This window comes from Brachybacterium halotolerans subsp. kimchii, assembly GCF_020792675.1.
Classification (GTDB): Bacteria; Actinomycetota; Actinomycetes; order Actinomycetales; family Dermabacteraceae; genus Brachybacterium; species Brachybacterium halotolerans.
Genome location: NZ_CP086254.1, coordinates 2,580,459 through 2,607,396 on the forward strand (window position 1 = coordinate 2,580,459; position 26,938 = coordinate 2,607,396).

Below are 26,938 nucleotides of genomic sequence, written 5' to 3' on the forward strand. Positions count from 1 at the left end.
GGTCTCCTGCTCGGTCGGGTGCACGCGTCGCATTCCGGATCCTAGAGGATCGGTGATGCGACGCGTGCAGGAATCTGCGGGCCGCCGGTGCGAGGTGACGAGCAGGGCGCGCCGATCCGCGGGCGACGGATCAGCCGTTCCGGGGTGCGACCGTTTCGCCGCGTCGGCCGACCGTCTCGACCTGCTCGGGGTTCCGGCCCGCCCAGACGCGCATGCCGATGGCGGTGCCGATCGCGCCGAGGATCAGCACGGCGCCCAGGAAGTACATGCCGTTGGCGGCCTTGCCCGTGGCCTCGGAGACCGCGCCGACCACGTACGGGCCGACGAACCCGCCGATGTTGCCGAAGGAGTTCACGAACGCGATGCCGATCGCCGCGGTCGCGCCCACGAGGTAGCGGGTGGGCAGCGCCCAGAACACGCCGGCCACCGAGTACAGGAAGAACGCGGCCATGGACATCGCCGCCAGCTGCAGGAGTCCGGCCGGCGCGAGCGCCGACAGCAGGATGCCCACCGCGCTGCCGATGTAGATGACGATCAGCGGGATCCAGTTCTCCCGCATCCGTGAGGCGAGGCGCGAGGTCACGAAGATGCCGATCACGCCGAACACGTACGGGATCGCGGAGAGCCAGCCGGTGGCGACGTCCGATCCGCTGAACGCGCTCACCACCGTGGGCACCCAGAAGCTCAGCCCGTAGATCCCGACCGTCGAGGGGAAGAACAGCAGCGCGAACACCCACACGTACTTCGAGCCGAGCGCCTTCCAGGGGTTCGCGTGGGACTGCTGGCCCAGCTCCGCACGGTCCTTCTCCAGCTGGTCCTCGATCCAGTCGGCCTCGGACGCTGTGATCCACGGGGCGGAGCGCGGGGTGTCCCGCAGCCACTTCAGGGTGGGCACCGCGGCGATCATGGCAGCCAGGCCCGAGAGCACGAACAGCCAGTGCCAGCCGCGCAGTCCCAGCCAGTCCAGCCCCAGGATGGACCCGGCGAGCGGGCTCATGACCAGGAACGCGATCGGGGCGGCGAGCACGAACGTCCCGGTCGCCTTCGTGCGGTGGCGCTGAGGGAACCAGAAGGTGAGGTAGTAGAGCACGCCCGGGTAGAAGCCGGCCTCGGCGACGCCCAGCAGGAAGCGCAGCACGTAGAAGACCTCGGTCGACGGCGTCAGCGCTGTGAGCGCCGTGATCAGGCCCCAGGTGAACAGGATCCGCGCGAACCAGATGCGGGGTCCCACCTTGGGCAGCAGGTAGTTGGAGGGCACCTCGAACAGGAAGTAGGCCAGGAAGAACAGTCCGGCGCCGAGCCCGAAGGCGGCGTCGCTCAGGCCGATGTCCGTGGACATCTGCAGCTTCGCGTAACCGATCACGGAGCGGTCGATGTACGCGATGGTGTACAGCACCATCACGAAGGGGACGATGTGCCAGGTGATCTTCTTGATCAGGGCGCGCTCGTCGACGGCAGGGGTCGAGTCCACGATGACTCCTCGGATGCGGGCCCCGGGGCGGGGCCGTGTCGGATGGTGGGCAGGGTGAGCGAGGTGCCCGTCCCACAGGGACGGGCACCGTGCGGTGCGAAGGGGGAGGGGTTACTCAGGCCGACGTGCGCTTCGTCCCGCGCGGTGCGGGGCCCAGCTCGCGGAGCACCTCGCGCATGCGGGCATAGGCCTTGTTGCGGTAGGCGATGAGCTCGGCCGTCGTCGCCTCGTCGTAGTCCTCGACGAGGCCGTGACCGTTCTTCAGGCCCTTGCGGTCCTCGGCGACCGCGTCCTTCAGCAGCTCCGGGGTCGCCAGACGCTCACCGTAGGCCTCCTCGAAGGTGCGGAAGCAGTTCGCGTAGACGTCCAGGCCCGCCTGGTCGGCGATCGCGAAGGGACCGAAGAAGCCCAGGCGGAAGCCGAAGGTGGTGCGCACGATCGTGTCCACGTCGTCCACCGTCGCCACGCCCTCCTCGACCACGCTCGTGGCCTCCTTGAGCAGCGCGTACTGCAGGCGGTTCAGGACCATCCCGGGGGTATCGGCGACCTGCGCGCCCTCGCAGTCGGCGCGGGCCAGCAGGTCCTTGATCGCGTCGATCGCCTCCTGGGTGGTGGCTTCCCCGGCGACCAGCTCCACGCCGGGGATGAACGGCATCGGGTTGGAGAAGTGCACGGTCAGGAAGCGCTCGGGACCGGTGACGGCGGGCGCCAGCACGTGCACGGGGATCGTCGAGGTGTTCGTGCCGATGATCGCGTCGGGCCGGGCCGCGGCGGAGATGCGGCCCAGCACCTCCTTCTTCACGGCGGGATCCTCGAAGACGACCTCCTCGATGAAATCGGCGTCGGCCACGGCCTCCTCGATGGTCTTCCCGGCGCTCAGGTGCGCGGCGACCGAGTCGGCGCTGCCGGCGGGCACGAGGCCCTGGTCCTCGCTCGCGCGGGCCTCACCGAGGATCCGCTCGAGGGCGGCGTCGGCGGCCTCGACGCTCACGTCGGCGATCTGCACGGGAAGGCCGGCCATGGCCAGCACCTGGGCGATGCCTCCGCCCATGTAGCCGGCTCCGACGACGGTCACGGTGCTGATGGTCATGAGAAGACTCCTTCGTCCGGGGTTCGCGGGTTCGCGGGGTGCGAGGCGTGCGTGCGCGTGAAGCGAGTGTGCGCGGGCGCGACGGTCCGCGACTCGTCCTGCGCGCGGGGCCTCCGGAGGCATCCGGAGTCGCCTGCGACGCGATGCCTCAACCCTATAGATCCTATTGGATATGCGCCAGTGTGTTCCGGAGCTCCAGTCGACGCGGTGGGCGACGGAGCGCGAAGCGATGGATGTGCGGGGCGATCGTGTAGGAAGACGCTGCGTCGGAAGGTGAGTCGGCAGCGGCGCCGGGGGCTGAGCCGACAGCTGGACCGGAGGTGCGCAGCGCCGAGTCCCGTAGGGTTCACGCATCAGTCAGCGCGTGGCCCACGGAGGTGCCGATGCTCTCCCTTTCCGGAAGCGGTCTGCTGCGGGACGTCCATTCCGAGCCCACCGACGACCCCGAGATGGTGGGAGTCAGCATCCTGCTCGACGCGCACGACGTCGGCTTACCGGACGCGGGGACGGCGACTGTTCTCCTGCACTGGTTCTGCGGTGAGGAGGAGTCGGCCGTCTGGCTCGAGCTCGCGCGCTGGGATCCTCCGCCGCGGGTCTGGTTCTCCGGCATGGGACCGCTGATCGAGGGGGAGCACGTGAGCGTTCCCCGTGTGGACGGTGCGCTCTTCGATCTCGTGGCGCGGATGGTCGCGCTCGATGCGATGGTGGTGCGGAGGGGCGAGGCGACGGGTGGCGCGTGAGGGGAGCGCTCCGCGGACGGTCGGTGCAGTTCAGCCCCGGTCGCGGGATCCGATCAGCAGCCCGAGAACTGCGGGGATGACGAACGTGAGAAGCCACGCTCCGAATGCCGCAGCGATGATGGGGATGAGCTCGGCGCGGCTCTCATCGGGCACATCTCCACCCACGACGAAGTAGATGATCAGGATCAGCACGCCGAGCGCGAAGAGGAGAACCCTCAGCGTGTGTACCAGGGTCCGTATCGGGCGGGTCGCGAGCCTGACGAGGAACCCGAAGACTGCACCTGCAGCCAGCAGGGCGATGACGATCCACATGCCTTCACCCTAGGAGAGTGCTCGCCCGAGGCGGTGGGCCTTCCGAGCTGTGTGCCCGCTCGGATGTTCCGTCGGCCGTTCCTGGCTTCAGCCCTCCGGTTCCCGATGCAGCCCCACCCGGTGCCACGCCTCGGGGTAGTCGACGAACCCGCGGTCCAGCGCCCCGATGCTGGTCGCGCCGAGCTGGCCCATGGCGAGCGCGAGCTCCTCGTCGAGGATGTCGATGACCCGGGTGACACCGCGCTCGCCGGCGGCGGCGTTCGCGTAGCCCCAGGCGCGGCCCACGGAGACGAGGTCCGCGCCGACGGCGAGAGCCTTGGCGATGTCGTCTCCCGTGCGCACGCCGGAGTCGAAGACGACGGTCATGTCCTCGCCCACGGCGTCCACGATGCTCGGCAGCACGCTGATCGTGGAGGGGGACGAGTCGAGCTGGCGCCCGCCATGGTTGGAGACGTAGATGCCCTGCGCGCCGACCTTGCTCGCCCGCAGAGCGTCCTCCGGCGTCAGGATCCCCTTGATGTACAGCGGCCCGTCCCACTGGCGGCGCACGTCCTCGATGTTCTCCCAGGTCAGCGTAAGGTTCGCGAGGTACTTCGCGACGAACTCCTGGTGCGAGACGGCGTTGTCGCCCTGGATCTCGCCCACCAGGTTGCGGAAGCCGATGGCCGGCGGACGCATGACCGCGAGCGTCCAGTCCAGGTGCCGCACCGCCTCCAGGGCGTTGCGCGCGGTGACCTTGGGCGGGATCGACATGCCGTTGCGGTGGTCGCGGTAGCGCTTGCCGTTCAGGGGGACGTCGACCGTGACCACCATGGCCTCGGCGCCGATGGCCTTCGCGCGCTGGATCAGGTTGGTGACGATCCGCTCGCTCTTGTACATGTACAGCTGGTACCAGAGCGGCCCGGTCGCGACGTCGGCGATCTCCTCCATCGACCAGTTCGAGGCGGTGGAGATCGTGAACGGGATCCCCGCCTTCCCGGCCGCCCGCACGGCGGGCAGCTCGCCGGTGCCGCCGATCATGCGCTGCAGACCCAGGGGACCCAGCACGTAGGGGCGGGCGAGCGCCATCCCGTCGACCTCGGTGGAGATGTCGACGTGCGAGATGTCGGTCAGCCACCGGGGCCGGAACCTCACCCGGCGCAGGTCCTCCTCGTTCACGGATTTCGTGATCTCGTGGTTCGAGGCCCCGTCGATGATGTCGAAGGCCATCTTCGGCAGGCGTCGTCTCGCGAGGTCGCGGAAGTCCTCGACCGACGGGGCGGACTCGACGGGATCGACGCGCAGACCGCCCGCGGCGATCATCTTCGCGAACTCGACGGCTCCGGACAGCGGATTCTCGGGCATGTCTCCTCCTCGGATCGGGCGGCGGGGTCGGACTACGGGATCGGACGGTCGGTCAGGCGGCTGAACAGGCGGCTGAACAGGCGGTCGGTCAGGACGGGCGGGGGTCGTTCACCAGGTGCGCGGGCGCGCGGCCCTCGGCCACGGCGATCACCTCGCCGAGGGCCTCGGCGCCGGTGGCGGCCGTGAAGTCCGCGGTCCAGCACAGCGAGTGCGGCGTCAGCAGCACGTTGTCGAGCTCGAGCAGCGGACTCGTCGTCGGCAGCGGCTCGGTCTCGAAGACGTCGAGGGCGGCGCCGGCGATGGTGCCCTCGCGCAGCGCCTCGACGAGCGCCTCCTCGTCGACGACCGCGCCGCGGGCGACGTTGATGAGGTGCCCGTCGGCCCCGAGGTCCTCGAGCTCGCGCGCGCTGATGAGGTGCCGGGTCTGCGCGTTCGAGGAGACGGTTAGGATCGCGAAGTCGCTGCGGCGCAGCAGCTCCGGCAGATCCACCTGCTCGACGCCCTGCTCGGCGCAGAACTCGGGGCGGGGCGTGCGGTTGTACGCGATCACCTCGAGGCCCAGCCCGCGCAGCAGGCGCACGGTCTCGCGGCCGATGCCGCCGAGGCCGATCACGCCGATCGTGGCGCTCGCGAGTCCGCGCCCGCGCAGTCCGGCCCGCTGGTCCCAGCGGCCCGTGCGCACCAGCTGCGACTTCGGGACGAGCTGGTGGGCGAGGGCGAACAGGAGGGTCAGTGCGGCGTGGGCCATCGGCACGCGCAGGCCCGTGGGCGCGTTGGTCACCGGGATCCCGCGGGCCGCGCAGGCGGCGAGGTCGACCTGGTCGAAGCCCGCCCCGAAGCGCGCGACGTGCTTGATCGTCGTCTCCTCACCCAGCTGCTCTGCGCCGAAGGGGGATTCGCCCATCAGCAGCACCGCGTCGAACCCGTGCAGCGCCTCGGCCGTGAGCTCCTGCCGGGTCACGTCGATCGGCGACCACTCGATGCCGTGCTCGGCGAGCGAGCCCAGGCCGATGTCGCCGTGGATGGTGCGGCCGGACGCGTCGATGCCCTCGGCGGCGACGGCGAGGCGCCAGGGTGTGCTGCTCATGGGAGCCTCCTGGTGGGAGTGGTGGGAGTGGTGGGGTTGGTAGGAGCGGCAGGTGCGGGGGCGGTCATGCGGCCGCCGCCTCCGAGGCCTCGGCCGCCGCGCGCTGCGGGATCGGACGCCGGATCAGCAGCCCGAAGAACAGGGCGCCGCAGGCCGCGATGACCCCGGCGAGCACGAACGAGGGCGAGTAGCTGCCGGTCGCGTCGAAGACTATGCCGGTGATCACCGGGGCGAGCGCGCCGCCGAAGTAGCCGCCGAAGTTCATGATGCCCCCGAACCGGGCCGCGTAGGCGTCGGGCACGATGTCCGAGGTCACGGCCCAGGCCTGCGCCTGCACGAGCGCGATGAGTCCCAGCGCGAGGCTGAGCACGACCAGGGCGAGGGCGAGCGTGTGCACCAGCGGCACCAGGCACAGGAGCACGCCGGTCGCGATCGAGGCGATCACCAGCACGACCCGCTTCGAGGCGAGCGGGCTGCGGCCGCGTCGGGCGAGGACCAGGGTGATGCGGCCGCCGAAGATCGCGCCGAGCGCGGCGACGACGTAGGGGATCGCCGCGACACCGCCGGTCCCGGCGATGGAGACGCCCAGGGAGTTCTGGAGGAACAGCGGCAGGAAGGTGATGAAGATGTTCCAGATCCAGATCGAGGTGAAGAAGCCGAGCATCATGCCCCAGGTCTGGCGGAACGTGAACAGCTTGAGCCAGGGGATCTTCGGAGCGTCGGCCGGTTCGACGGCGTCCCGGCCCGCGAGGATGTGCCGGTACTCCTCGTCGGAGAGGCGCTTGGCGTCCTCGGGGGAGCGGTAGAACGCCCAGAAGGCGGCGGCGAGCACGATGCCCGCGACGCCCAGGGCCAGGAACATCGCGCGCCAGCCGAAGGCGAGCATGAGCACCGTGAGCACGGGCGGGGCGATCGCCGAGCCCCACTTCGAGCCCGAGTCCCAGATCCCGGCCGCCTGCCCGCGCTCGGAGCGCGGGAACCAGTGAGTGGAGATCTTCGAGCAGTTAGGGGAGTTCGGGGACTCGCCGATGCCCAGCAGCACGCGGAACAGCAGGAAGTGGCCCAGCGTGTGGCCGGCGGCCATGAGCGCGGAGGCGATCGACCAGAGGCCCACGGCCAGGAAGTACATGCGCCGCGGGCCGACCTTGTCGATGAGGTATCCCACCGGCAGCTGGCAGATCGCGTAGGTCCAGGAGAACACGCTGCCCATCAGCCCGATGTCGGTCTGGGTGAGCCCCAGCTCGTCGATCATGTGGGGCGCGGCGATGGAGACCGACGCGCGGTCCATGTAGTTGAGGACCCCGGCCAGCAGCAGCCAGATCAGCACGACGTAGCGGAGGTTGCGGACTTTCCGGTGGTCCCGCGCGCGGCGGGCGTCCTCGGCGTCGAGGCTCATGGTGACCTTCTCGGGGAGGTGAGGGGAGGGGAGCGGCGGTGCTCGGGTGGGGGAGGGGCCGACGGGCCCGTCGGCCGACGGATCCCGGCGGCCTCAGGCGGCGCCCGGACCCGTCCGGACAACGCGGTCGCGTCGTTCGAACAGGGCGGTGCCGGCGACCAGGAGGGCGCCGACGAAGGGGGCGATCGCGAGCATCACGAGGCCGGCGGCCTCGCTGTCGAACGCGGTCACCATCCACGAGCGCAGGTTCGGGGCGATGAAGCCGCCCAGGTTCCCGAGCCCGTTGATGAGGCCGACGCCCGCCGCCATGGCGGCGCCGGAGAGGTAGCCGGTGGGGATGTTCCAGAAGATCGGCTGCGCGGAGACGAAGCCGATCGCCGCGAGGCACAGCGCGGCCATCGCCAGCACGGGCTGGCTGAGGAAGGCGCTCGCTGCCAGTCCCACGCCCGAGAGGGCGAGCATGAGCGTCGCGGTCGAGCGGTAGGCGGCGCGCCGGTCCGCCAATCGGCCGACGAACAGGTTCACGACCAGCGCGCACAGCCACGGGATCGCGACCAGCAGTCCCACCAGGAATCCGACCTCGCGGCCGGTGATGCTCGCGACCTGCGCGGGCAGGAAGAACGTGAGGCCGTACACGGCGACCTGAATGGTGAGGTAGATGAGGGCGAAGTAGAGCACCCGCGAGGTCAGCAGCGCCCGCCACCAGGAGAACTTCGCGACCTGCTCCTTGGTCTGCGCCTCGGCGGCGAGGACCCCCTCGAGGGCGTCGCGCTCGCCGGCGCTGAGCCAGCGGGCGCGGGCGGGGCGGTCGGTGAGCGCGAAGATCGCGACCACGCCGACGATCACCGCGAGCAGGCCCTCGAGCAGGAACATCCACTGGAAGCCGTGCAGCCCGAGCACGCCGTCGAGCTCGAGGAGCCCGCCGGACAGGGGTCCGCCGACGACGTTCGCGATCGGCAGTCCCAGGTAGAACAGGGCCGTGGCCTGGCCGCGCGTGCGCCGCGGGAACCAGTAGGTGAGGTACAGGATCACGCCGGGGAAGAAGCCCGCCTCGGCGACGCCCAGGAGGAACCGCAGGACGTAGAACATGACCGGCCCGGTCGTGAACATGAACAGGCCGGCGACCACACCCCACGAGACCATGATCCGCGCCATCCACCAGCGCGCCCCGACCCGGTGCATGATCAGGTTCGAGGGCACCTCGAAGACCGCGTAGCCGATGAAGAACAGCCCCGCGCCGAAGGCGTAGGCCGCGGCCCCGAGGCCGGCGTGGACCTCGAGGGACTCCTCGGCGAAGCCGATGTTCGAGCGGTCGATGAACGCGATCACGAACATGAGCATGAGGAAGGGCAGCAGCCGCCAGCGGGCCTTGCGGGTGGCCGAGGCGACCTCGGGGGAGAAGGCGAGCTCCTCCGCCTCGTCGACGGTGCGCACGGACCGGGCGGTGTGCTCGGGATGGGCGGGGCGCGCAGCCCGGGTCGCGGACCGGGCGTCGGTCGTCGCGGTGGTGGGCTGCTCCGGACCGTTGCCGGAGGGGGATGACGTCGTCGTCACGGAATGCTCCTCAGGACGTGCAGGAGGGGTCGGCCGGGCACGCGCAGGGCATGCGGCGGGTGCTGCGGGAGTCGCGCGGGCCCGGCCGACGGGCAGGGTCAGACCATGTGCTTGCCGCCGTCGACGAAGACGGCGTCCCCGTTGACGAAGCTGGAGTCCTCGCTGACCAGGAACTTGATGAGGCACGCGACCTCCTGCGGCTGACCGACGCGCTGCAGCGGGATGTCGGAGGACATCCCGGCCTTGCGCTCGTCGGTGAGGGTGCCGCCCATGATGTCGGTGTCGATGGGGCCGGGCACGATCGCGTTGCAGGTGATGCCGTGCTTCCCGAGCTCGCGGGCGCCGCCGCGGGTCAGGCCCAGCACGGCGGCCTTCGCTGCGGCGTAGCCGGTCTTGGAGAAGGTGCCGCCGCCGTCGTAGGCGGTGATCGAGGAGGTGTTGACGATGCGTCCGCCGTGGCCGCCGTCGATCATGCGGGTCGCCGCGGCCTGCATCATGAACAGGGTGCCCTTGGCGTTGACGTCCATGACGCGGTCCCAGATCTCGGCGTCGAGCTCGAAGATCGTGTGGGGGCTGGGGATGCCGGCGAGGTTCACCTCGGCGAGCACGGGCGACAGCTCGCGGTCGATGATCGCGAAGGCGGCCTCGACGGACTCCTTGTCGGAGATGTCGACGCCGACGCCGACCACAGTGCGGCCGGACTCGGAGGCGAGCTCGGTCGCGAACTCCTTCACGGCGGCCTCGTCGATGTCGAGGACTGCCACGTCCCAGCCGACGTCGGTGAGGGCGCGGGCGACGTGGCGGCCGATGCCGCGCGGGGCGCCCGCCCCGGTGACGACGGCGGTGCGGTTCTCGGGGAACGTGCTGGTCATTGCTGCTCCTTCGCAGAGGTGGGGTGGTGCGGGGTGACGCTGGGGCGGGCGTGCTCAGGCGAGCGCGGAGGCGAGCACCTGGCGGATGTACTGGATGTTCTCGGCGATCACGCCCAGGGAGTCCGAGCCGTAGTGCTCGCAGCAGAAGGGTCCGGTGTACCCGAGCTCCAGGGCCCGGCGGATGACCTGCCGGTAGTTCACGTAGCCGTACTTCAGCGGCATGGGCGCCGAGGTGTAGGCGCCGGTCGCCGGGTCGAAGTCCCGCGTGTAGTTCTTGATGTGCCAGAAGTTCGCGTGGGGCAGCACCGTCTCGTACATGTCGCTCGGGTGCGGCATCGGGCGGTGCAGGCGCACCAGGTTGCCGAGGTCCGGGTTCAGGCCGACGGCCTCGTGGTCCACGTCCTTCAGGAACGCGACGGCGTCCTCGGGGGTGCCGACGTAGGTGTCCTCGTACATCTCGAGGCTGAGCTGGAGGCCGTTCGCCTTCGCGTGATCGCCCAGCTCGCGGGTGCGCTCGATGGCGAGATCGCGCAGCGCCGGGTCGTCGTGGTGGCCGTCCTCGAGCCAGAACCAGACGGCGTCGGCCTGGGCGGGGGTGAGGGTCTGCATGAAGCCGATGTTCACGACGCTCGCCCCGAAGCTCGGTGCGATGTCCAGCAGTCGGTGAGCCTCGGCGAGGAAGTCCTCGCCCTTCTCGCGGTCGACGACGGAGCTGCGGGTCATGGAGATCGAGGGGATGGTGAGGCCCGCGTCCTCCAGGGTGCTGCGGAACTCCTCGACCCGTGCGTCGCTCAGACGGGCGAGGGGCACCCAGGCGTCGGTCGGGTCGATCTGGGAGATGCCGAGGTCGCGGGCCTGGCGCATCTGGGAGGCCCACACGCTCGCGGGCGCGTCCTTGATGTGGCCGCCGTCGGGCGCGGTGGCGCCGAACGAGAGCATGTTGGCGGCGATCGGCCAGGACTCGGCAGTGAGCATCTTCGGTCTCCTTCGCGACGACTGTTCCTATAGGATTTCTGCAACGAGGGTCGATGTCAAGCGGGCTTGCGGAGTGCGCGTGGGTGCCACCTATAGGATCGCCCACCGTGGTCAGGGTCGTGTGCCGGGCTCAAGCTCGTCCGCCGCGCTCGGGGAGTGGGGCGCGTGGTCCCGGCACGGGTGCGTGCCTTCGGCCTGCTCCGGCTCCGGCTCCCGCTCCGGCGAGGGGTAAGGGGTGAGCGGTGAGGGGCGGGGGTCCTGGAGGCTGCGAGTTGCGGTGGAAGAGCGACGGAATGTCGTGCAGGCCGACGGACTCGCGGCGAGCGGATGGGATCGAAAACCCACCGCAACTCGTCACGCCCCGACACCTCGACCGGCATGCTGCCGCGAATCCGCCCTTCACCGAGTCCGCGCATCGGGCGTCGGCGGCGATCCGTCCCGCCGATCGGGAAGAATCGGCTCGACCGGCGAGAGTCTGCGTTCCCGCGGGAACGCCTCCCGGTAGCGTTCCCGTGCGGCCGACCGTTCCCGAAGGTCGACGGCGGTCCTCGTCTCCGGGGTCCGTGCGATCCGCTCACGTCGCGAGCCGCCGGACCGTCAGGGCTCTGCGCCACCACCGCTCTGCACCACCACGAACAGCGAGGAACCACCCCCATGCAGCCCCTCTGGATCGGCACCAGCTGGAAGATGAACAAGACCCTCGCCGAGGCGCGCGAGTGGGCGTCGGCGCTCGTCGGACACCTGGACGGCCGCGCCCCCGAGGGCGTGCAGCCTTTCGTGATCCCTTCCTTCACCGCCACGACGACCGTCGCGCAGATCCTCGGCGAGGACTCGCCCGTACTGCTGGGCGTGCAGAACGCGCACTGGGAGGACGCCGGCGCATGGACCGGCGAGGTCTCCGTGCCGCAGGCGAAGGACGCGGGCGCGCAGATCGTCGAGATCGGCCACTCCGAGCGCCGCGAGCACTTCGGCGAGACCGTCGAGACCACGCGCCTCAAGGTCGCAGCCTCGCTGCGGCACGGGCTCACGCCCCTGCTGTGCATCGGCGAGAGCGCCGAGGTGAAGGACGCCGGGGGCTCCTCCGCCTTCATCCTCGAGCAGGCGCGCGGCGCCCTCGAGGGACTCACCGAGGAGCAGCTCGCCGACGTCGTCATCGCCTACGAGCCCATCTGGGCGATCGGGGAGAAGGGGCGCCCGGCCACCGTCGAGGAGCTCGTGGAGCCCTTCGCGGCCCTCGGCGCCGAGTACACGGGGCGCGTGAAGGGTCTGCTGTACGGCGGCTCGGTGAACCTCGAGAACGCGGCCGATCTGCTCGGGATCGAGCACGTCACCGGACTGTTCGTCGGTCGCACCGCGTGGAAGGTCGAGGGGTACCTCGAGCTGCTGCGCATCGGGACGGAGCACGCGAGGGGGTGACCCCGCCGGGTCCGGGGCCTGGCTCGCGGGTTCGGGAGGCACTACTCTGACCGTGAGTGGTGAACCGGTTGGTCGCATCGGGTGCTGACGCCCGAGCCGCCGACCGGCCGCCCGCCCGCACCCCCGACGATGGAGGACCGATGACACCCAGCACCCCGCGCCTCGACGGCAGGACCGCCCTGGTCACGGGCGCCGGCTCCGGGATCGGCCGCGCGATCGCCGACCGCTTCGCAGCGGAGGGTGCGCGCGTGGTCTACTCCGACATCGACGAGCAGACGGCCCGCGAGGCGGCCGACGCGTCCGGCTCCCAGGCCGTGCGCATGGATGTCTCGGACGAGCAGAGCGTGGAGGCCGCGTACGCGGATCTCACCGCGCGCGGCGCCTCGCCCGACGTCATCGTCGCGAACGCCGGCGTGCAGCTGTTCGGCCAGGACGCGAAGACCGCCGACGTGCCGCTCGAGGCCTGGAACAGGACCCTCGCGGTGAACCTCACGGGCACCTTCCTCACCGTCAAGCACGGCGTGCGCGCGCTGCTCGCGAGCGGCGGCGGCTCCATCATCTGCACCGGCAGCCCCACGGGCCTGAACGGAGAGGGCGCCGACTTCGCCGCCTACAGCTCCACGAAGGGCGGCATCCACTCCCTCGTGCGCGCGACCGCGATGGCGTACGCGGGCGACAACATCCGCGTGAACACCGTCGTCCCCGGGTATACCGAGACCTCGCTGGTCACCACCATCTCCGAGGATCCCGGCGCCCGCGAGGGCATCGTCGGCCGCACGCCGCTCGGCCGTGCGGGCACCCCCGACGACGTCACCGGCATCATGGTCTACCTCGCGAGCGATGAGTCCAGCTTCGCCACCGGAGCGATCTTCCGCGTGGACGGCGGCATGACCTCGCTGTGACCGGCGCGGGTGCGGACTGACGTCGTGGTGGCCGTGACGGCCTGATGTCCACGGGCCCGCCGGATCTCCCGCTCGGGCCTCGCGCGCTCCCTGCGCTCAGCGGAAGGGCCGCCCTCGAGAGTTCCCTCGAGGGCGGCCCTTCTCGTCGGTCGATCCGGCCGGGTCAGCGCTTCACGGCGTCGATCTTCAGCATCTTGGCGATGACGGAGTCGAGCTCGGAGTCCTTCCAGATCTTCTGCCAGTCCTCGCGGATGATCGACTCGCGGCCGTAGTCCATCGCCAGCAGGCAGGCGTCGGAGAACGGGTTCGAGCCGCGCAGGGCGTTGGTGAGCGAGATGAAGATGTGCCCGTAGAAGATCGCCTTCACGGCGTCCTCCGGGATGCCCTGCTCGGTGATCGCGTAGTCCATGGAGTCCTTGAGGAACTGGCCGATCATGCAGCCGGTGGTCTCCACGAGCGTGGGCTCGAGCTGGGCGAGCTGCTTGACCGTCACCCAGTGCACGTCGATCACGGGGGCGTAGATCGCGCGGATGACATCCTCGACGCGCTTCTTCGCGGCGGCGCGCTCGCAGTCGGCCCCGGCCGAGGCGTCCTCCTCGCCCTCGAGAGCGGCGACGACCTCCTGCGGGGCGGCGATGCCGCCGAAGGTGTCCGCCCACTCCTCGGCGCTGGTGCGCTCGAGGAACACCGAGGGGTGCGCCGGGTGTGCGCACGCCTGCAGCACGCCGTCCTGGGTGGCGAGCAGGCCCGCGTAGGCGGCGGCGGGGTCCAGCGTGAGCAGCACCGAGCCGGACTTCATCTTCGGCACGACCTGCTCGGAGACCTTCCCGAGGACCACGTCGGGCACGGCGAGGATGACGACGTCGCACACGCCGGCGACCTCGTCGATGTCGCTCACGGTGCGGCCCAGCGCCTCGACGCGCTCGATGCCCGCGGGGGAGGACTCGCAGTAGTGGATCGTCGCGTCGGTGAGGTTGAGGTTGTTGGACACGCGCGTGCCCATCTTCCCGGCGGCGCCGACGACGGCGACGGTGAGGCTCTGATCGAGCTCGACGCTCTTGCCCTTCAGCGGGTTCAGCTCGCGGCTGTCGGTGGTGGTCATGGGGTCCTCCTGGTCGGTGGTGGATGAGTCGGGGGTCGAGGGGTCGAGGGGTCGAGTGGTCGATGGGATCGAGGCTGCGGGTCGACGGTGCGGGCCGACGGGTCAGCGGCGTGCGCGCAGGGCGGCGAGCGTCGCCTCGGTCCAGTCGCGCTCGAGGGCGATCGTGGTGGCGGCATCGCCCTGCCAGGGCAGCCAGTGCTCGGCGATCGCGGCGGGGCGTCGGCCCTCGCGGTAGACGGCGTCGAGCTCGTGGTCGAGGTCCAGCAGACCCTCGCCCATGCGGGCGCCGGAGAAGGTAAAGCCCACCCAGCCCTCCTGGCGGGCGAAGCGGAAGTCCTTGACGTGCAGGTCGAGGGTGAAGGGGGCGACGGCGTCGATGACATCGTCCGGATGCTCGAGCGCGGAGACGCAGTTGCCGGGATCCAGGCAGATCCCCACGAGCGGGGAGTCCAGGGCGCGCACGATCCGCAGCAGGTCCTCCGTGGGCAGCTGCTCGTAGGTCTCGAGCGCGAGGGCGATGCCGGCGGACTCGAGCAGGGGGAGTGTGGTGCGCAGGGCGAGGACCGCCTGCTCGATGCCCTCGGAGACCTCATGGGTCTGGATCATCGAGCGCAGCACGCGGGCATCGAGGGCGCGAGCGATCGCGACGTACCGGGCGAGGTGGTCGGGGGAGATCGTGCGGGTGCCGAGCTCGAGGCGCAGGCCGTGCCGTGCGGCGCGCTCGCGCAGGGCTGCCAGCTCGTCGGCGTCGGCGCCCTCGATGCGGGCGTCGTCGCAGATCTGGAAGACGTCGCAGTCCAGTTGCGCGGCACGGTCGATCATGTCCGCGATGCCGAGGCGATCGGGGTTGCGCTCGCTGCCCTCCCAGAACAGGGCGTAGCTGCCGATGCCGATGTCCATCCGGTGCTCAGAACTGCTGGCCTGGGCCACTCGCGTCACCTCTCGCCTCACCTCGTCGTGGCGCGGGGGAGGGTGCACCGCCCGCGGTCGTGATGGGTCCAGGGTAGGCGCGGGAGCGCATATTGGTCAACCGGTTGAGCGACGGCGAAAAAGGGGGGGCGGTGTCGAACGATGGCAGAATACTTCCGATAGCGGTAGCATTCTGCCATGTTGACCGTGTCGGACTTCGCGCGGCGCGCGGGCATCTCCTCGCGTGCCGTACGACAGCGCATCCAGGCAGGCACCTTGGAGGCGCAGAGAGCAGGCCGGGCGTGGCTGCTCCCCGAGAGTGCGCTTCCTGCAGCGGCTCGTCGTCCGGGGCGCAGGCTCAGTGTGCAGTCCTTCGACCAGCTCGCCGCGTACATGGACCTCGATGACGGCGCCTTGGCCGCTGATGAGAGGCGTCGAGCCCGGGAGCGAGCGACGATGCTGCGGGAGCGGGGTCTGGACCGGGTGGTCGAGTTCGCTCGCCGGTCGGGCCTCGTGGTGCGGCATCTCTTCGCGAGCGACGATGACCTTGCCGAGCTCCGGGCGGAGGGTCGACTCGTCCCGACGGGGGTGTCCCATCCGGACGCCGAGGTGTACGGGCCTGTGATCGATGCCTATGTCTCCTCGGTCGACTGCCGGGACATCGAGCTGTTCCACCTGCTCGAGCCAGTCGATCGCTCACGCTCGAACGTCATTCTGAGGGTGCAGGACCCACCGCCCGTGGTGCGAAGGCTCCACGTGATCGCAGACCTTCTCGACGACCGCACGGAACGCAGTCGACTCGAAGCGGAGCGACTGTTCGCGGAGCTGATGAGGGGAAGGGATGGCTGACCGCCCGGCAGCACACGTACTGACTGCGGACCCCCGGGAGAGGGCCTCGTGGCGAGGGCTTGCCGACGTGTCGGAGCGGATGCCCGCAGGATGGTCGCTCGCCGGTGGAAGCCTCGTCCGTCTGCATGTGGCCGAGCGAGGAGGTGACGCCGGCCGAGCCACACGTGACATCGACGTGATCCTGGATGTTCGCTCGGATCCGAGGTCCATCGCGCGGATCGTCGATGCCATGCAGACTGTGGGCTTTCTGCCGGACGGACTGAATCCGGCGGGGCACGATCATCGATGGGTGCGCGGAGATGCGCAGATCGATGTTCTCGCTCCCGCGTTCCTGGGGTCCCACCTGCTCGATCGCAGCCACAGGGGGCTGGGACGGCTTCTGCCCACGCGTGGCGCTCAGTTCGGGCTGAATCGCACGGAGCGAGTGCACGTCCGTGTCGACGACTTCGACCTCATGGTCAATCGACCCGATCTCGTCGGAGCTCTCTACGAGAAGTGCTCCGCGCTGCTCGTGTCGCTCGACAGGGGAAAGGGGAGGCACCTCGAGGACATCTCTCTCCTCTCGGAGCTGCTCACCCCACAGGACAGACGCGAGCTGATCGGGCTGCGAAGACGCGAGAGGCTACGAGTGATCCGAGGGCTCCGTCGCACGCAGGAAGGCATCGATCTCGATCCGCGCCGCCGGCGACGCGTGGGCCAGCTGGAGCAGCTCCTGCTGTCCACTCTCGAGCGACCGATGATCTGAGCGTCTCCCGAAATCGTTCGAGCTGTTGAGACCGCGCGCCGAGCTCAGTCCTCGGTGGCCTCGAGGATCCGGTCGCGAGCGGTCGCCATGTGCGCGACCATCGCCGAGGCCGCGCGCTCGCCGTTGCCCTCCTCGAGGGCGGCGAGGATCTTCGCGTGCTCCGCGTGGGCGGCCTCCATGTCCTCGCGGTCGCGCACGGCGCGGTCGTTGTAGACGCGCAGCAGGCTGCGGGTGACCTGCAGCAGGTCGGTGAGCATGGCGTTGTCAGCCGCCGTGGCGAGCACCTCGTGGAAGGCGGCGTCGGCCGCGACGAAGGCCTTGAGGTCCTCGTGGCTCTCGGCCATGGTCGCCGTGGTGCCGCGCAGCGTCTCGAGCTGCTCCGCCGAGATCCTGTCGGCCGCCAGACGCGCCGTATAGCTCTCGAGCCCCGCACGGAGCTCGTTGAGCTGGTCCGTGTTCTGCTTGCCGATCATGAGGCCCCAGCGCAGGGTCTGCGGGAGCAGGTCGCTCGCGGATCCGCGCAGGTAGGTGCCCGATCCCGGCCGCACGTCGACGATCCCCAGGATCTCGAGGGCCGCGAGGGCCTCGCGCACCGCCGAGCGGCCCACGCCGAGGGATGTCGCGAGCTGGCGCTCCGGGGGCAGGCGCGTGCCGGGGGCGACGTCACCGCCGGTCAGGAGCTCCAGCAGCCGACGTGCGACCTCGGAGACAGGGGTGCCGGCGGGCACTGCTGCCAGCGACGATGCGATCGCGTCGGAGGCGCTGTCGGAGAAGGCGGGCATGAGGTGAAGGTATCAAGCCGTCGGCCCAGGACCGGTCCCATCCGCGCGGGGCTGCGCGGGGTTCGGCACCCCGAGCAGCGCCTCAGCGGCGGTCGCGGCCTCGATGCGGAGCACGGTTCCCGCGGGCACGCGCAGAGGCCCGCCGGTGCCCGCGTCCTCCGCCGCCACCCAGTCCTCGAGGCGGGCGTTCACCAGCAGCACCTCGTCCTCGCACGCGATCAGGGCGGTGCCGGGGCCGCCCGGGCCGCGTACCACGCGCACCTCCCTTCCCGACCAGGCCGCGAGGGCGACCAGGAGCTCGCCCAGCGGGGTCAGAGGAGACTCCGGACTGTCCGTGAGCACGCCGCGCGCACCGGCGAGCTCGCCCAGGGTGACCGTCTCGACGCCGGCGTGCGCGGCCTCCGCGAGGGCGGCGGCGGCCCAGGCGGCCGCCCAGACGGTGCACTGTCGGGGATCCGTGCTGCCGGGCACGAGGTGCGCGCCCCAGCCGGTCTCGTCGGCGCGGTCGACGAGCTCCGCCTGCGTCGCGACCGCGTTCACCCGGGGGCGCAGCGTGAGCGGACCGAGGTGCAACCGCGCCGTCGGCCGCAGCATCCGCGCCGAGGCGAGCACATCCCCGAGCGCGGCCACGCTCTCGACCACGTGCCAGCTCTCGCGCATGTGCATCTGCGGGGTCGAGGGGAAGGAGAGGAGCGCTGCGTCGGGGATCGCGTGGATCTCGCGGTTCAGCTCCGTGAAGTGGGTGCGCGAGCCCGCCACGAGCTCCGCGTCGCGTCCCCGGCAGGCGGTGCGCAGGCGCTCCCAGAGCTCGGCCGTCGTCACGTGCCGCGCCTCGTCGACGATGCCGATCCGCCGCACGGGCAGGCCCGCCGCGTCGGCCGCGGCGAGGATCGCGGGGATGTCCGTGCGCTCGGAGGCGATGATCCGCAGGTCGACGGGCAGGCCCGTCGCGGCGGCCTCTCGGGAGGCCGCGGCCAGCACCTGCTCGGGGCCGAACCGCTCGCTGACCTCGACCATCAGGTGGTCGAAGCCGACGTCGGCCGAGATCGGCAGCGGACCGCCGCTGCGCACCGCCGCCGCCTCCGTGGTGGCCCCCAGACCCAGGCGCGGGAAGGTGCACGGGGTGGCCGCCGCGAGCAGATCCGCCAGGCGCGCCGGCGCGGACGGGCGACGAGCGGGCTGCGTCGGTGCGGTCGGTGTCAGCGAGGACTGCGCCGAGGCGGCCTGGCCCGGCGCGGCCTGCGGCGCAGCGGCCGCAGGCTCCGGGACCAGGGTGATCTCCTGGGTCACGCTCTCGCCGGCGGCGACCTCGTAGGGGAAGGGCAGGGCGAGCGGCCGCGAGTAGATCTTGAAGCTCGCGTCGGTCCAGTTCCGCTGGTCCTCCATCTCGAACACGTCGCCGAGCAGCTCGAGGCGCGCCCGCTCCCCGGCGTGGTCGAGGTCGAGGGCTCGGATGTCGAACAGCGGCTGCCACGGGGAGACCTGCCGGGGGAAGCGGACGTCGCGGCGGTCGCCGTGCACCGTGGTCACGACCACGTCGTCGCCCGCCATCGCCCGCGGGAGCATCGCCGTGAGGCCCACGCGGTTCGTGGTCAGCGCGGCATCGGGGGTGATCGTGAAGCGCAGGCTCAGGCGCTCGCGCGTCACCGTCAGCACCGAGAGCGCGCTCGCCGCGCCGCCCGCGCCGACGTACCGCACGCGCAGGGTGCGGGTCATATGCGGGGCGACATCGGGGGAGAGCGCTCCGTCGGACCCGGGGTCCGACCACTCCTCCTCGAGAACCTGCGGGGCCACGGTGTCCCAGTCGCGGTCGCGCAGCGCGGGCCGCACGGACTCGAGCAGCACCGTGCCGCGCCAGGCGATCTCGCTGATCTCGTCGCCCTCGCAGCGCAGGGACCAGGGCCCGAGGCGGTGCGTCGTGCGGGCATCGGCGATCGTCCCTCCGCTGGGGGCGCTGGGGGCGCTGGGGGCGCTGGGGGCGCTGGGTGCGGAGGGCGCGTCGACCATGGGGTCTGCTCCGTCGGTCATGTCGTCTCTCCCTCGGGTCAGCGGGCGATCGCCTCGAGCTCCTGGCCTGGCGCGACCCGGGGCAGGAACAGCGTCGACACGGCCTGAGCGGCGCCGAGGACCACGGCGATGATGATCCACGTGCTGTTCAGCGAGGTGGTCGCGGTGAGCATCGCCCACAGCAGACTGCCCAGCATGAAGCCTCCCACGAGCATGCCGCTCATCCAGCTCACGCCGAGCGCGCGCACGCGGGTCGGGTAGACCTCGGCCTGGTAGGTGTAGCCGACGCCCGACCAGGTGCCGTTGGTGGCCTGGAACAGCAGGAAGATCGCGACCAGCAGCACGCTCGAGCGATCCGAGACCAGGATGATCAGCGCGAGCGGGGCGATCGCCGCCGCCGAGCCGATGAGCACGGAGCGTCGGCCGAAGCGCTCGCCCAGGAGCCCGCCCACCAGGTAGAACACGACGCCGGCGGCGCCGCCGACGAGCAGCAGCGCGGCGACGGCGGAGGACGCCCAGCCCTTCACCTCGGCCATCCAGTAGGCGAGGTAGATGTTCGTGGCGACATAGGACATGCCGTACAGCAGCCAGGTGATCGAGAGGCTCACGGCCGTGCGCCGCACGCCGCCGGCGGCCGAGAACAGCTGGCGGAACGTGCCCTTCTCGAGCTGGGGGACGTCCACGGGCATCACTCGCTGCAGGCGCGCGACCTCCGCCTCGTCCCCGCGGCCGAGCGCTGCGCGCAGAGAGCGGATGTGCAGGTAGCGGGGCGATTCGCGGACCTTCGCGCGGGCGATCGCGACGAGCACGAGAGGCAGCACGCCGAAGAGGAACACGGCTCGCCAGCCCAGGCCCGAGACCAGCAGGTACATCCCCGAGGCCATGAACACGCCCACGGTGTACCCGGACTGGACGATCGAGTAGAGCATGCCGCGTCGCCGCGCGGGCACCTGCTCGTTCACGAGCGTCACGGAGACCGCGAGCTCTGCGTTGGCGAAGCCGGAGGCCAGCGCGCGCACCAGCACCAGGCTCCAGAACCCCTGCACGAAGAACGTCAGACCCGTGAACACGCCGGCCGCGATCAGGCACAGCATCCAGGCGAAGCGTCTGCCGCGGGCGTCCATCACGCGGCCCATCCACAGCGCGATCGCAAACTCCGCGGCGTACACGAGCATGCCCATCACGCCGAGCGCCGAGGCGGAGATGCCCAGCTCGGAGGTGATGTCCGCGATGGTCAGGTTGAACAGGTTGGTGTCGTAGGCCGCGAGCGCCCAGCCCAGCAGCGCGACGATCACGAGGTAGATCGTGTACCGGCGGCCGGGTTCGGTGTCGAGGGAGCCGGGGCCGACGGCAGGCGAGCGGACGGGGGAGTCGCCCACCGGCGCGCGGGAGGCGATGGCCGGATCGGGCTGCGGGATGCGTGAGTCCACGATGACTCCTCGTCGAGTGGGTGTGCGGCGGCGGGCGCGCGGGTCGGGGCCTCGGCGCGGCGGGTTGCGGGGGGCTTCGGGGCCGCAGGGGCGCTGAGGTCGCGGGCCCGCGGCTCAGGCCAGACCGTAGACCACAACCGGTTGACCGGGCAATGGTGGGGTGGCGGAGTGCTGAGCGGCGCAGGGGTCAGCGCCCCAGCCGCCGGTACTCCCGCGGAGCCATGCCGCACGCGGCCGTGACGTGGCTGTAGAAGCTGCTGAGCGAGCCGAATCCGCTGGCCGAGGCGATCTCCGCCGTGGTGAGGTCGCTCGTGATCAGCAGACGCTGCGCCTCGGCGACCCGGCACATGGTGAGGTACTCGCCGATGGTCACGTCCACCGCCTGGCGGAACACCGTCATCGCGTGCGAGGGCGCGAGGTGGACCGCGCTCGCGACGTCGGCCACGGCGAGCTCCTCCGTGAAGCCGTCCATCACCACCTGCGCCATCGTGCGCACGTGCTGCAGGCGCTCGGCGGTCAGACCGCGCCTCCCGCCGTCCGACGGGCCGGCCGGGGAGGCGTGCTCGGTCTCCGTCTGCAGGATCCGCAGCAGCGCGGCGCGGATCTCGAGCAGGGCGAACTCCTCACGGGTGCGGTCGCCGATCTCCTCGAGCCAGAGGCTCGTCATCCCCGCGAAGCGCGCCACCAGATCGGGTGCCTCGATCACCAGCGGCCGGACGCGCAGCAGGGCCGCCACCGCGTCCTCGGGAAGACCCCAGCGCATCGCCGTCCCGAGCGGGACGTGCACCCAGCACACGTCGCCGGGTCGGGAGTCCACGAGGCCGTGCGGCTGGGTCGCCCAGAACATCGCGATCCGGCCCTCGCGGACGATGAGCGGAGCGCCCGCATGGAGGTACCGGAGCTCCCCGCGCACCACCACATTGATCTCGATGTCGTTGTGCCGGTGCATCGTCTCCATGACGGGCGGGTCGCCGCGGCGGCACCACAGCCCCTGGTCCGCGGCGACGACCTCGGACCTCGAGCCGGGGGAGCCTGCCATGGCATCACAGTAGGCGTCGCGCGCGCCGGGCCAGGGGCCGCGCGCGCTGGTGCAGGGGCCGCCCGCATCGGTCCAGGGGCTGTGCGGAGGCGGTCGCGCGCGGGCCGCACGCCTGCCCGGACGCCCCGGGGGCGTAACGTCGAGGCCCCAACGGGCAGAAGGATCGAGGCGACATCATGCGCAGCAGCGTCATGAGCATCCGCACCATCACCCGCAGCGCCTGCGCGCTCTCGGCGACCACGCTCCTCGCGCTCGAGGCGGCGAGCTGCGGGAACGGGTCCGACGACGGGTCCGCGGACACGGCGCAGGGCGGCGATTCCGCGGCGAGCGACGGCGGGGGATCGAACCAGGAGCCGGCCGACGGCGCCTCCGACGGCGGAGGCGCATCCGACTCCGGCGCGTCCTCCGACGAGGCGTCGGACGGATCCTCGTCCGCGAGCTCCGACTCCTCGACGCCCTCGGACGACTCCTCGAGCAAGGGATCCTCGGGCAAGGGGTCGTCGGGCAAGGGGTCGTCGGACAAGGGGTCGTCGGACGACGACTCCTCGGTCGCCTCCAAGGGGGCGGGCTCCGGGACCGCATCCGGCAAGGCCGACGGCGGCGGCAGCAACGACACGGTCTCCGACTGCACCGCCTCGAACCTCGACATCTCCGTCAGCCAGGGCGACCCCGCGGCCGGGAGCGTCATGTACACCATCTCGTTCACGAACACCGGCGACGATCCGTGCCGCATCGGCGGGTATCCGGGCGTCTCCGCCGTCGGCGGCGGGAACGGCACCCAGCTCGGGAAGGCCGCGCAGCGCGGACAGGCCGGCAAGGCCGCCGTCCTGATCCCCAACGGCCACGCCGAGGCGTCGCTGAAGGCGGTCGACGTGGGCGACGGCGGCGGCCCCCTCGGCGACGAGTGCAAGGCGACCGACGCCGACGGCTGGCGCATCTACGCGCCGGGCTCGAAGAAGGCGGCGTACGTCGAGCAGGACGGCCTGCACGGCTGCGCGGGCGACGTCGACTGGCTGACAGTCGACGGGGTGCACGGGATGAAGTGACCGGTCCGCCGCGTCGCTGAGCGGCGGCGCCCGCGGATCCGGGCCGGCGACCGGGGATCCGGGCTGGCGACCGGGGATCCGGGACTGCACCTGCGGAAGCGGGCCGACGGCCACGGATAAGGATCAGCATCGAAGGATCCTGGAAGAACGGCGCACGATCCCGCGAGACCTCCCCCGTGGTGCGTCCATAGCGTGGGCCCATGACCACGAAGACGTTCGTCGCATCCCCCAAGATCACCATCATCGGCGCCGGCGGGTACGTGTTCCCGTTCCGTCTGATCGGCGACATCCTCAGCTTCCCCGCCCTGCGCGACGCGACGCTGTGCCTCATGGACGTGCGGCCCGAGAAGCTCGGCCCCGTCGCCCAGGCCGCCCGCGACCTCGTGGCCCATCACGGCTTCGCCACGCGGGTCGAGGAGACGACCGACCGGCGCGCGGCCCTCGAGGGCGCCGACGTCGTCGTCATCACCTTCCAGGTGGGCGGGATCCCGTCCTACCGGCACGACGTCGAGATCCCGCGGAAGTACGGCATCGACCAGGCCGTCGGCGACACCGTCGGCCCCGGCGGGATGTTCCGCTTCCTGCGCTCTGTCTCCGCATACGCCGAGATCGCGGCGGACGCCCGCGAGGTGTGCCCCGACGCCGCCTTCATCAACTACGCGAACCCCATGGCCATGGCGACCGCGTACCTCAATGCCCAGGGCCTGCGCACCGTGGGGCTCTGCCACAGCGTCCAGGGGACCACGCGGATGCTCGCCCGCACCCTCGAGGTCCCCTACGACGAGGTCTCCTACCGCTGCGCGGGCATCAACCACCAGGCGTGGGTGCTCGAGCTGTTCCGCGGCCAGGAGGACCTCTACCCGCGGCTGCGCGAGGTGATGGCGCAGCGGCACCGGCCCGGCCGGGCCGCAGCCGACCTCGCTGGGGACGACGGCGACCACTCCGAGGCGGCCGAGGCGGCCAGCACCTACGAGGGCGGCAACGAACAGGTGCGCACCTCGATCATGAACACCTTCGGGTACTTCCAGACCGAGTCGAGCCACCACGCCTCGGAGTACGTGCCCTACTTCCGCAAGGATCCGGAGACCACGAAGGAGTACATCCCCGAGCGCTGGGACTACTTCGAGATCTGCGCCGCGCACGACGACCAGGGCGACATCGACGCCCAGCTCGAGCGGTTGAAGGCCGAGCTCGCGCCGAGCGTCGAGTACGGCGCACAGATCGTAAACTCCCTGGTCACGGGAACGCCTAGCGTCGTGCACGGGAACGTGCCCAACCGCGGCGCCCTGATCACGAACCTCCCGGCCGACGCCTGCGTCGAGGTGCCCTGCCTCGTCGACGCCCGCGGGGTGCAGCCGACCGCGATCGGCGACCTCCCGCCCCAGCTCGCGGCCCTGAACCGCACCAACGTCAACGTGCAGACCCTCGCCGTGCGCGCCGCGCTGACGGGGGACGTCGAGAACGTGTTCCAGGCCGTGGCGCTCGACCCCCTGACGTCGGCCCAGCTGACGCTCGAGCAGTCCCGCGCCATGACGACCGAGCTGCTCGAAGCGCACCGCGACCTGCTCCCGGAGGGGCTGCGCCCTTCGGCGCAGCCGGGTGGCGCCGAGGGCTGACGGCGCGCCGCCTCAGCGGATCACGTGACGTCGCGACCCGCCCACCGCCAGTTGTGCGGGGCCTCGCGGGGCCGGTAGGCGCCGACGGGGAGGTCGTCGGCCACGCGCATCATCCACAGCGCGAGCCGTCGCAGCAGGCCCTCCCGGACCTCGGCGAGCGCGGGCTCGTCGATGAGGTCGTGGATCTCAGCGGGGTCCTCCTGCAGGTCGTGGAGGGAGAAGGTGCCGAGGTCGTCGGCGATCAGCTTGTACCGGCCGTCCACGACCATCCGCATCTCGCCGCTCTGGGTGACGGAGTTCAGCTCGTCGAAGGAGCGCCCCTCGTAGGGGAAGTGCAGGGGCGGCCGGTCGCCCTCCCCGTACGAGACGCCCCCGTACCCGTGCTCCGCGTACATCGTGGAGAACTCCTCGGCCGGCGCCTCCTCGCCCTTGAGCAGCGGGAGCAGGGACCTGCCCTGCACACCCGGCGGGAACGCAGCCCCGACCAGCTCGCAGAGCGTGGGAAGCACGTCCACGATCGAGACCGGCTCCGCTCGTCGCTGGGAGCTGATGCCGGGGCCGGCGACGCCCAGCGGGATGCGCACCAGCGCCTCCGGCAGGCCTGCGCCCTTGCGCTGCAGGCCGTACTCGCCGACGAGGTCCCCGTGGTCGCTGAGCACGATCACGACGGTCTCCTCCAGGGCGGACCCCAGACGGTCCAGCAGCCGGCCGATCTGGTCGTCGATGAGCCGCAGCATCCCCAGGTAGTTCGCCCGCAGCCGTCTCCATTCGGCGTCGAAGCCGGGGCGCTTCTCCTCGATCAGCGAATGCAGCCAGCGGAACCTCCACCCCATCCGGTCCAGGACCTCGGGACCGACCATCCGGTCGGGGACCTCGGCGGGGTCGAACATGCTGAAGTACGGCTCGGGCACCTGGTAGGGGTTATGGGGTTCGGGGAACGAGACCCACAGCAGGAACGGGTCCTCGCCGGTCATCGCATCGAGATCCCGCATGGCCCCGTCGATGATCCGGACGGGCAGTTGCACCTCCGGTGCGAAGGGCGCCGGCTCGTGGGCGACCGAGTGGTCCAGTTCGTGCAGCCAGGCGTCGAAGGCCTCCTGCTCGGCGCTGTCCGCGGGGCCGCCCTCGTGCATGAACGGCCCGTGGTAGGCGTCGAAGTCCTCGGGGCGTGCGTGCATGTGGGGCTTGCCCGCGAAGTGCAGGCGATAGCCGCGCCCACGCAGCACGTCCAGCAGGTCCGAGGAATAGACGGCGTGCTGGGGCGTGGAGTTCTGGCGCACCCGGTGCGCCGAGGGGAAACGGCCGGTGAGCAGGCTCGTGCGGGCCGGGACGCACGCGGGCGCGCTCGTGTACGCCCGCTCGAAGCGCGTGCCGTCCTCGAGCAGCGCATCCACGCGGGGCATCGAGTCCGGGCCGCCCGCACCGGCGGTGAAGCCGGTGCGCTGCTGGTCCGTCATCAGGATCAGGATGTTCGGGCGGCCAGGGGATGTGGTCGGGTCGCTGGGCATGGGCCGAGGAGTCCTTCCGGGGCGGCATCGGCGCCGCGCCTCGCAGCAGATGCTACGGGGCGGCACCGGCGTCGGCCGTGGGCCCCGCGTCAAGCCGGTGCCCCTTCACGATCCCGCGCCCGCTCGCGACCCCTTGTCCCCCATGTGGTCGCCGCGTAGCGTCGGAGGCGTCCACCATCGAACGAAGGAGATGCACGATGAACGAGACCGTCGACGTCCCGACCCCGGCCGGAGCCGAGCGCACGCGGCCCGAGAACGCCGAGGGAGGCTTCCTCGCCTCCGACGCCCTGGCCAAGAATCTGCAGCGCGTGCTCGTGGAGCTCACGGCCCTCCACCTCGTGGGCAAGCAGGCCCACTGGAACATCGTGGGCCCGAACTTCCGCGACCTGCACCTGAACCTCGACGAGGTCGTGGACATCGCGCGGGAGGCCGCCGACGACATCGCCGAGCGGATGCGCGCACTCCACGCCACGCCCGACGGTCGACCCGCGGTCGTCGCCGAGCAGAACTCCCTGCCCGAGTTCCCCCAGGGCGAGGTGCTCACCCACGACGCGATCGACCTCGTGACCTCGGCGATCGAGGCGACCGTCGGCAGCATGCGCTACGTCCATGACGAAGTCGACGAGGCCGATCCGACCTCTGCCGACATCCTCCACGGCATCATCGAGAAGCTCGAGCAGCAGGCCTGGTTCATCAGCGCAGAGACGCGCACGCCGGCGAACTGAGCCGCGACCCGCACGGGCGGC

Annotated in this window: 24 protein-coding genes; 8 read left to right on the forward strand and 16 right to left on the reverse strand. The window is 71.2% G+C overall.

Annotated elements, in window-relative coordinates; all coding sequences use genetic code 11:
- Positions 1–130: 130 nt before the first annotated feature.
- Together Bra3105_RS11640 and Bra3105_RS11645 are read right to left on the reverse strand one after the other, a co-directional pair.
- A complete protein-coding gene (locus tag Bra3105_RS11640) occupies positions 131–1,471 on the reverse strand; it encodes an MFS transporter (RefSeq protein WP_228356852.1) in 1,341 nt (446 codons plus the stop codon).
- Between the two features lie 115 nt (positions 1,472–1,586).
- Positions 1,587–2,561, reverse strand: coding sequence for a 3-hydroxyacyl-CoA dehydrogenase family protein (locus tag Bra3105_RS11645; RefSeq protein WP_228356853.1), 975 nt, complete (start codon positions 2,559–2,561; stop codon positions 1,587–1,589).
- A 383-nt stretch (positions 2,562–2,944) separates the two neighbouring features.
- On the opposite strand from Bra3105_RS11645, the gene Bra3105_RS11650 reads away from it, so the two are divergent.
- Positions 2,945–3,301, forward strand: a complete 357-nt coding sequence (locus Bra3105_RS11650) for a hypothetical protein (protein ID WP_228356854.1) — start codon at positions 2,945–2,947, stop codon at positions 3,299–3,301.
- A gap of 30 nt (positions 3,302–3,331) precedes the next feature.
- Here Bra3105_RS11650 and Bra3105_RS11655 read toward each other — a convergent pair whose 3' ends face one another.
- The 7 genes from Bra3105_RS11655 to Bra3105_RS11685 all read right to left on the reverse strand — a co-directional run bounded on the left by Bra3105_RS11655 (position 3,332) and on the right by Bra3105_RS11685 (position 10,841).
- Positions 3,332–3,613: a hypothetical protein gene (locus tag Bra3105_RS11655; protein WP_228356855.1), complete on the reverse strand. Its 282-nt coding sequence runs from the start codon at positions 3,611–3,613 to the stop codon at positions 3,332–3,334.
- 87 nt (positions 3,614–3,700) lie between these two features.
- Complete coding sequence (locus Bra3105_RS11660) at positions 3,701–4,957, reverse strand: alpha-hydroxy acid oxidase (protein WP_228356856.1); 1,257 nt, start codon at positions 4,955–4,957, stop codon at positions 3,701–3,703.
- An 88-nt stretch (positions 4,958–5,045) separates the two neighbouring features.
- A complete protein-coding gene (locus Bra3105_RS11665; protein ID WP_228356857.1) occupies positions 5,046–6,044 on the reverse strand; it encodes a 2-hydroxyacid dehydrogenase in 999 nt (332 codons plus the stop codon).
- Positions 6,045–6,108: 64 nt separating this feature from the next.
- The gene (locus Bra3105_RS11670) at positions 6,109–7,440 is read right to left on the reverse strand and encodes an MFS transporter (RefSeq protein WP_228356858.1); all 1,332 of its coding nucleotides are present in this window, start codon (positions 7,438–7,440) and stop codon (positions 6,109–6,111) included.
- A 93-nt stretch (positions 7,441–7,533) separates the two neighbouring features.
- Positions 7,534–8,994 carry an MFS transporter gene (locus Bra3105_RS11675; RefSeq protein WP_228356859.1) on the reverse strand — a complete coding sequence of 487 codons (1,461 nt, stop codon included), beginning with the start codon at positions 8,992–8,994 and terminating at the stop codon, positions 7,534–7,536.
- Between the two features lie 98 nt (positions 8,995–9,092).
- Entirely contained in the window at positions 9,093–9,866 is a 774-nt protein-coding gene (locus Bra3105_RS11680; RefSeq protein WP_228356860.1) for an SDR family NAD(P)-dependent oxidoreductase, read from the reverse strand.
- A 54-nt stretch (positions 9,867–9,920) separates the two neighbouring features.
- On the reverse strand, positions 9,921–10,841 hold the full coding sequence (locus Bra3105_RS11685; protein ID WP_228356862.1) for a sugar phosphate isomerase/epimerase family protein: 921 nt from the start codon (positions 10,839–10,841) through the stop codon (positions 9,921–9,923).
- Positions 10,842–11,495: 654 nt separating this feature from the next.
- Between Bra3105_RS11685 and Bra3105_RS11690 the strand changes: the two genes are divergently transcribed.
- Positions 11,496–12,257: a triose-phosphate isomerase gene (locus tag Bra3105_RS11690; RefSeq protein WP_228356863.1), complete on the forward strand. Its 762-nt coding sequence runs from the start codon at positions 11,496–11,498 to the stop codon at positions 12,255–12,257.
- Positions 12,258–12,397: 140 nt separating this feature from the next.
- Entirely contained in the window at positions 12,398–13,159 is a 762-nt protein-coding gene (locus Bra3105_RS11695) for an SDR family NAD(P)-dependent oxidoreductase (protein ID WP_228356864.1), read from the forward strand.
- 163 nt (positions 13,160–13,322) lie between these two features.
- Here the strand turns inward: Bra3105_RS11695 and Bra3105_RS11700 are convergent, their stop codons facing one another.
- Both Bra3105_RS11700 and Bra3105_RS11705 read right to left on the reverse strand, forming a co-directional pair.
- Positions 13,323–14,261 carry a phosphogluconate dehydrogenase C-terminal domain-containing protein gene (locus tag Bra3105_RS11700; RefSeq protein WP_228356865.1) on the reverse strand — a complete coding sequence of 313 codons (939 nt, stop codon included), beginning with the start codon at positions 14,259–14,261 and terminating at the stop codon, positions 13,323–13,325.
- Positions 14,262–14,363: 102 nt separating this feature from the next.
- On the reverse strand, positions 14,364–15,191 hold the full coding sequence (locus Bra3105_RS11705; RefSeq protein WP_228356866.1) for a sugar phosphate isomerase/epimerase family protein: 828 nt from the start codon (positions 15,189–15,191) through the stop codon (positions 14,364–14,366).
- A gap of 177 nt (positions 15,192–15,368) precedes the next feature.
- Between Bra3105_RS11705 and Bra3105_RS11710 the strand changes: the two genes are divergently transcribed.
- Positions 15,369–16,019, forward strand: coding sequence for a helix-turn-helix domain-containing protein (locus tag Bra3105_RS11710; protein WP_228356867.1), 651 nt, complete (start codon positions 15,369–15,371; stop codon positions 16,017–16,019).
- On the forward strand, positions 16,012–16,764 hold the full coding sequence (locus Bra3105_RS11715) for a hypothetical protein (RefSeq protein ID WP_228356868.1): 753 nt from the start codon (positions 16,012–16,014) through the stop codon (positions 16,762–16,764). Before Bra3105_RS11710 ends, Bra3105_RS11715 begins: the two co-directional genes overlap by 8 nt.
- 44 nt (positions 16,765–16,808) lie before the next feature.
- On the opposite strand, the gene Bra3105_RS11720 is transcribed toward Bra3105_RS11715, so the two are convergent.
- The 4 genes from Bra3105_RS11720 to Bra3105_RS11735 all read right to left on the reverse strand — a co-directional run bounded on the left by Bra3105_RS11720 (position 16,809) and on the right by Bra3105_RS11735 (position 22,022).
- A complete protein-coding gene (locus Bra3105_RS11720) occupies positions 16,809–17,546 on the reverse strand; it encodes a FadR/GntR family transcriptional regulator (RefSeq protein ID WP_228356869.1) in 738 nt (245 codons plus the stop codon).
- 12 nt (positions 17,547–17,558) lie between these two features.
- Positions 17,559–19,574 (reverse strand): D-apionate lactonase family protein, encoded by a 2,016-nt coding sequence (locus Bra3105_RS11725; protein WP_228356870.1) that lies wholly within the window; start codon positions 19,572–19,574, stop codon positions 17,559–17,561.
- A gap of 17 nt (positions 19,575–19,591) precedes the next feature.
- The gene (locus Bra3105_RS11730; protein ID WP_228356871.1) at positions 19,592–20,983 is read right to left on the reverse strand and encodes an MFS transporter; all 1,392 of its coding nucleotides are present in this window, start codon (positions 20,981–20,983) and stop codon (positions 19,592–19,594) included.
- A gap of 187 nt (positions 20,984–21,170) precedes the next feature.
- Entirely contained in the window at positions 21,171–22,022 is an 852-nt protein-coding gene (locus Bra3105_RS11735) for a helix-turn-helix domain-containing protein (RefSeq protein WP_228356872.1), read from the reverse strand.
- Between the two features lie 176 nt (positions 22,023–22,198).
- Here Bra3105_RS11735 and Bra3105_RS11740 point away from each other — a divergent pair, with 176 nt between their 5' ends.
- Both Bra3105_RS11740 and melA read left to right on the forward strand, forming a co-directional pair.
- The gene (locus Bra3105_RS11740) at positions 22,199–23,068 is read left to right on the forward strand and encodes a DUF4232 domain-containing protein (RefSeq protein ID WP_228356875.1); all 870 of its coding nucleotides are present in this window, start codon (positions 22,199–22,201) and stop codon (positions 23,066–23,068) included.
- Between the two features lie 200 nt (positions 23,069–23,268).
- Complete coding sequence (gene melA, locus Bra3105_RS11745; protein WP_228356877.1) at positions 23,269–24,684, forward strand: alpha-galactosidase; 1,416 nt, start codon at positions 23,269–23,271, stop codon at positions 24,682–24,684.
- A gap of 20 nt (positions 24,685–24,704) precedes the next feature.
- On the opposite strand, the gene Bra3105_RS11750 is transcribed toward melA, so the two are convergent.
- On the reverse strand, positions 24,705–26,192 hold the full coding sequence (locus Bra3105_RS11750; RefSeq protein ID WP_228356880.1) for a sulfatase-like hydrolase/transferase: 1,488 nt from the start codon (positions 26,190–26,192) through the stop codon (positions 24,705–24,707).
- A 197-nt stretch (positions 26,193–26,389) separates the two neighbouring features.
- Here Bra3105_RS11750 and Bra3105_RS11755 point away from each other — a divergent pair, with 197 nt between their 5' ends.
- Positions 26,390–26,917, forward strand: coding sequence for a Dps family protein (locus Bra3105_RS11755; protein WP_228356883.1), 528 nt, complete (start codon positions 26,390–26,392; stop codon positions 26,915–26,917).
- The last annotated feature ends 21 nt before the right edge of the window (positions 26,918–26,938 follow it).

Bases quoted from the DNA above. Each gene is read 5' to 3' on its own strand.
- Bra3105_RS11645 (WP_228356853.1), bottom strand. From the start codon at position 2,561: ATGACCATCAGCACCGTGACCGTCGTCGGAGCCGGCTACATGGGCGGA.
- Bra3105_RS11680 (WP_228356860.1), bottom strand. From the start codon at position 9,866: ATGACCAGCACGTTCCCCGAGAACCGCACCGCCGTCGTCACCGGGGCG.
- Bra3105_RS11650 (WP_228356854.1), top strand. From the start codon at position 2,945: ATGCTCTCCCTTTCCGGAAGCGGTCTGCTGCGGGACGTCCATTCCGAG.
- Bra3105_RS11740 (WP_228356875.1), top strand. From the start codon at position 22,199: ATGCGCAGCAGCGTCATGAGCATCCGCACCATCACCCGCAGCGCCTGC.
- Bra3105_RS11690 (WP_228356863.1), top strand. From the start codon at position 11,496: ATGCAGCCCCTCTGGATCGGCACCAGCTGGAAGATGAACAAGACCCTC.
- Bra3105_RS11750 (WP_228356880.1), bottom strand. From the start codon at position 26,192: ATGCCCAGCGACCCGACCACATCCCCTGGCCGCCCGAACATCCTGATC.
- Bra3105_RS11710 (WP_228356867.1), top strand. From the start codon at position 15,369: ATGTTGACCGTGTCGGACTTCGCGCGGCGCGCGGGCATCTCCTCGCGT.
- Bra3105_RS11685 (WP_228356862.1), bottom strand. From the start codon at position 10,841: ATGCTCACTGCCGAGTCCTGGCCGATCGCCGCCAACATGCTCTCGTTC.
- Bra3105_RS11715 (WP_228356868.1), top strand. From the start codon at position 16,012: ATGGCTGACCGCCCGGCAGCACACGTACTGACTGCGGACCCCCGGGAG.
- Bra3105_RS11725 (WP_228356870.1), bottom strand. From the start codon at position 19,574: ATGACCGACGGAGCAGACCCCATGGTCGACGCGCCCTCCGCACCCAGC.
- Bra3105_RS11695 (WP_228356864.1), top strand. From the start codon at position 12,398: ATGACACCCAGCACCCCGCGCCTCGACGGCAGGACCGCCCTGGTCACG.
- Bra3105_RS11755 (WP_228356883.1), top strand. From the start codon at position 26,390: ATGAACGAGACCGTCGACGTCCCGACCCCGGCCGGAGCCGAGCGCACG.
- Bra3105_RS11700 (WP_228356865.1), bottom strand. From the start codon at position 14,261: ATGACCACCACCGACAGCCGCGAGCTGAACCCGCTGAAGGGCAAGAGC.
- melA (WP_228356877.1), top strand. From the start codon at position 23,269: ATGACCACGAAGACGTTCGTCGCATCCCCCAAGATCACCATCATCGGC.
- Bra3105_RS11735 (WP_228356872.1), bottom strand. From the start codon at position 22,022: ATGGCAGGCTCCCCCGGCTCGAGGTCCGAGGTCGTCGCCGCGGACCAG.
- Bra3105_RS11660 (WP_228356856.1), bottom strand. From the start codon at position 4,957: ATGCCCGAGAATCCGCTGTCCGGAGCCGTCGAGTTCGCGAAGATGATC.
- Bra3105_RS11720 (WP_228356869.1), bottom strand. From the start codon at position 17,546: ATGCCCGCCTTCTCCGACAGCGCCTCCGACGCGATCGCATCGTCGCTG.
- Bra3105_RS11665 (WP_228356857.1), bottom strand. From the start codon at position 6,044: ATGAGCAGCACACCCTGGCGCCTCGCCGTCGCCGCCGAGGGCATCGAC.
- Bra3105_RS11670 (WP_228356858.1), bottom strand. From the start codon at position 7,440: ATGAGCCTCGACGCCGAGGACGCCCGCCGCGCGCGGGACCACCGGAAA.
- Bra3105_RS11655 (WP_228356855.1), bottom strand. From the start codon at position 3,613: ATGTGGATCGTCATCGCCCTGCTGGCTGCAGGTGCAGTCTTCGGGTTC.